The sequence below is a fragment of the Phenylobacterium sp. genome (assembly GCF_036501465.1).
Classification (GTDB): domain Bacteria; phylum Pseudomonadota; class Alphaproteobacteria; order Caulobacterales; family Caulobacteraceae; genus Phenylobacterium.
Map to the genome: position 1 here is coordinate 1 of NZ_DASYAF010000015.1, position 4,099 is coordinate 4,099.

4 protein-coding genes are annotated in these 4,099 nt (G+C 69.1%); 2 read left to right on the forward strand and 2 right to left on the reverse strand.

Features of this window, described 5'->3' with window-relative positions; genetic code table 11:
* Nucleotides 1–1,593, reverse strand: a 1,593-nt coding sequence (gene cobT, locus VGL85_RS01660; protein WP_331585336.1) for a cobaltochelatase subunit CobT, incomplete at its 3' end; no start/stop codon positions are given.
* A 57-nt stretch (nt 1,594–1,650) separates the two neighbouring features.
* On the reverse strand, nt 1,651–2,859 hold the full coding sequence (locus VGL85_RS01665; protein ID WP_331585338.1) for a DUF3089 domain-containing protein: 1,209 nt from the start codon (nt 2,857–2,859) through the stop codon (nt 1,651–1,653).
* A 138-nt stretch (nt 2,860–2,997) separates the two neighbouring features.
* Here VGL85_RS01665 and VGL85_RS01670 point away from each other — a divergent pair, with 138 nt between their 5' ends.
* Both VGL85_RS01670 and VGL85_RS01675 read left to right on the forward strand, forming a co-directional pair.
* Complete coding sequence (locus tag VGL85_RS01670) at nt 2,998–3,366, forward strand: phage holin family protein (RefSeq protein ID WP_331585340.1); 369 nt, start codon at nt 2,998–3,000, stop codon at nt 3,364–3,366.
* Nucleotides 3,367–3,378: 12 nt separating this feature from the next.
* Nucleotides 3,379–3,930: a hypothetical protein gene (locus VGL85_RS01675; RefSeq protein WP_331585342.1), complete on the forward strand. Its 552-nt coding sequence runs from the start codon at nt 3,379–3,381 to the stop codon at nt 3,928–3,930.
* Nucleotides 3,931–4,099: the final 169 nt, after the last annotated feature.

Genomic DNA, 4,099 nt, shown 5'->3' on the forward strand with positions numbered 1-4,099 from the left:
GGAAATGACCATCAGGATGCGCCGCTGTTCGGTGCGGCCGATCAGCCGGTGGTGGGCCCAGAGCAGGGCCTCGCCGTCGATATTCTCCTTCAGGAGCCCCTCGCGCATCATCAGGCCGAGATTGCGCCGCGCGCGCCGCCAGGGCGCGTCGGCGGACTTATAGATGATGTGGCGCAGGTCGTTCAGTCGGCCGGGCGCCGGCGGCTTGCCGGCCTTCAGCCAGTCCTCGCGGGTCAGGCCGCCCTTCCAGGCGCGGGTGGTGAAACCGAGGATCTCGGTCTTCACCGCGCAGCGCTCCAGGGTGCGGGCCAGAATATCGGCGCAGACGGCGGCCACCATGATCGGCCGCCCGCGCATGGAGCCGGAATTGTCGATCAGGATGGTGACCACCGTGTCGCGGAACTCGGTATCCTCTTCCTGCTTGAACGACAGCGGCGCGGTCGGGTCGATGATCACCCGGGTCAGCCGCGCCACGTCCAGCATCCCTTCCTCCAGGTCGAAGGTCCAGGCGCGGTTCTGCTTGGCCAGGAGCTTGCGCTGCAGCCGGTTGGCCAGGCGCGAGACCACGTTCGACAGGCTGGCCAGCTGCTGGTCGAGATAGGCGCGCAGCCGGCCGAGCTCCTCGGCGTCGCACAGCTCCTCGGCGCCGACCACCTCGTCGTGGGCGGTGGTGAAGACCTTGTAGGGCGGTTCGCGCAGACCCGGGTCCTTGACGTCCGGCCGGGCGGCCTTTTCGCCGTCGCCCATTTCGACGTCGTCGTCCGAGGGTTCGGCGTCCTCGTCGGATTCGGCCTCGGTGCGCTGCTCTTCCGAGCCGTCGGCGTCGCGGTCGGAGCTCTTGGAGGGATCGGGCTCGGCGCCTTCGCCGTCCTGGTCCTCGTCCTCGCCCATGTCGTCCTGGACGTCGCGCGGCATTTCCGGCGTGTCGCTGTCGCCGGAGTCCTCGGCGTCGTCGCCGAACTCCTCGCCCAGGTCGAGGTCCTTGATGATCGAGCGGGCGACGCGGGCGAAGGCGGCCTGGTCTTCCAGCTTATCCGACAGCCGGTCGAGATCGGCGCCGGCCTTGGCCTCGATCTCGGCGCGGTGGCGCTCGACCAGCAGCCTGGCCGCGTCGGGCGGCGCATCGCCGGTCAGCCGCTCGCGCACCATCAGCCCGACGATGTCGGCCAGCGGCGCCGCGGCCGGGTCGTCGAAGCGGTTCAGGCCCTTCTTCTCGATGCTGGATTCCAGCGCCGAGGTCAGGTTGGCGCGCACGCCCATCAAGGCATTGGCGCCGATGGCGTCGATCCGGGCCTGCTCCACCGCCTCGAACACGGCGCGGGCCTGCAGCGACTGGGGCCTGAGCCTGGCGTGGGAGGCCTCGTCGTGGTGGGCGAGGCGCAGCGCCATCTGGTCGGCCAGGCCGCGGATGCGCGAGGTCTCCCTCGGCGACAGGTCGCGCGGCGGGTGCGGCAGCACCGCGTGGTTGCCGTTCAGCGCCGGCCCGTCGCCGGAGAAGGTGACCTCCAGGTCCGGCTGTTCGGCCAGCGACCGCGCGGCGTGCGCGATCGCCCGCTTGAAGATCTCGGTCGGGTTTTCAGTCTTCGAAGCCATGGTCAGCCGTCATAGCCCGACGCGTCGCCACGGCGAAAGCGCGAACTCGTAAGCCGGCTACTTCCCGGCTTGCGCCAGATAGGCTTTCGACTCGTCGCCGACGATCTCCACCAGATTGCCGATGTTCAGGTCGGCGTCGAGCAGGTGCAGCCCCCAGTCCTTCTGGATTCGGCCGCCGAACATCACGTCACCGCCGATGTCGTTGGCGCGCCGGCCGCCGGGCGTGGGATGGATGGTGATGGCCAGATAGTTGCCGTGGCTGTCGGAAACGCACGCGGCGCTCAGCAGGCCGGGCGCCTCGACAAAGGGTGTGTCGATTGGCTGCGGCGGCGTGGTCCAGGCCGGTTGCGGGCTGGCCGCGTTGGCGATCTGGCCTGAGCTGGAGCTGAAATAGGCCCTCAGCGCGCCCGAACCGCCGCCGAGCGCGGCCGGGTTGACGCAGGCCGCGACCGTGCCTTTCGCCGGGTTGCCCTGGCCGAAGCGGCTGTTGGGCGGCGGCGGCGAATCGGCGCGGAACGACGAATAGGCGATCACGCAGCCGATCTGGCGGGCGGAATGGCAGAGCGGCATGGTCTTGAAGGCGCCGCCGACGTCCTTGCCGGGCGGGACCTGCAGCGCCGTCCCCATCAGCAGCGCCGAGATCACCTGCTTCTGCACCGGCTTGCCGTCGATCTTGTCGGCGATCAGCAGGGTCAGCACGCCGGACCCCTGGCTGTGGCCGATCAGGACGACGCCGCGCCCGTTATTGTCGTGGGCGAGGTATTCGCTCCAGGCATCCTGGACGTCCTCATAGGCCAGGTTCCAGTTGGTGTTGGCGATCGGCTTGCCCATCAGCCTGGCCGTCAACGCGGTCAGGGTGATCTGGCGATACATCGGCGCGTAGAGCCGGCACCTGGCGCCGAAGCGGGCGAACTGGTGCAGCACCACGTTGGTCTCCGCCGGCTCGATCGCCATGGTGGCGTTGCCGCCCGGGTCGGTGGAGACGGTGGGATAGACGTAGAAACAGTCGATCGGCGCGTTCGGATCGGGATGGAAGCGCTCAACCGACGTCGTCCCGTCGGCCTGGATGACGGTGGCGTCGAGATTGACCGCGCAGGCGTCGTTGCGCCCCGGCCGGCAGAGCCAGGCAGCGGGATCGGTGTAGTCGTTCGGGGTCGCGGCGGGCGCCGCCGGCGCGGCGGCGGGCGCCTGCGCTTGCGCGGCGACGCCGAGGCCGCCGGTCAGTCCCGCGACCAGCGCGAGCGCCGTCAAAGCGCGTTTGAACATGACTTCCCCCCAAACAATTCCGCTGTTCTGAATGGGCCGATGATCGCGCGGCGGGCCGTCGGCGTCCAGGCTCTTCGTCCGCCGCCAAGCTTCGGCTATGGTCGCGCTTCAACGGCGCGAAATGAGGAGGACGAGCCGATGGTCGGCTTCATCATACGGGTGCTGATCGTGGCGCTCGGCCTCTGGGTCGCGGCCCACATCGTGCCGGGCATCCACTACAGTTCCGACGAAGACCTGCTGATCGCCGCTCTGCTGCTCGGCTTGGCCAACGCCATCGTCCGGCCGATCCTGGTGGTGCTGACCTTTCCGATCACCATCATCACGCTTGGCCTGTTCCTGCTGGTGATCAACGGCCTGATGCTGGAGCTGGTCGCGTTCTTTTTCCACGGCTTCCAGGTGCACGACTTCCTCGCCGCCGTCCTGGGCGCCATCGTCGTCGGCCTGACCGGCTGGGTCGCGTCCTGGTTCATCGGCCCCAGCGGCCGGGTCGAAGCCTATCGGCGCTAAGGAGCAATACGCATGAAGACTCATCTCGCAGCCGTGGCTGCCGGTCTCGCCCTGGCCCTGACGGCCGCCGCGGCGGTCGCACAGGATTTTCCGCGCGAGGGGGTGAAGGGCGCCGACCTCAACGCCGCCTTCCGGCCCAAGGGGATCACCTTCGACGCGCCCGCCGATCAGCCGGTGGTGCTGATGGATTCGCGCTATGTCTATGGCGGCGATGCGCTGGCCGGCGCGCGCGGCGACGCGGTCCTGCTGCAGCAGGGCGGCCACCCCTGCCAGTACGCCATGGTCTTCGACCGGCCCGCCGTGAACTTCGCCTTCAACCGCTCACGGCTGGTCGCCGGGCCCAGCGGCGTCACCCACCCGGTCTGGACCGCGACCGCGATGGACGCAGAGGGCCATGCGCTCGGCTCGGTGGGCGAGGCCGAGATTCGCAGCTATTCCGACGTGCCGGCGCAGCGCTTCACCCTGACCGGTCCCGGCATAACGCGGATCGTGTTCTGGGGCGACGACAAGGGCTTCGACGGCTTTTGCAACGTCGTCACCGACACCGCAGACGTGACCTACTAGATCACGGAAACCGCTTCACACTCTTCCACGGGCCCGCTCTAGCTGCCGCGGCGCAGCTGGATGTCGACGCCGCTCGACTGGTGCGAGACCAGCAGGCTGTTGCTCCAGCGGTTGAAGTCGATCAGCACCTGACCCTGGCCGTCGACCAGGGCCGCGCCGTCGGTCACCG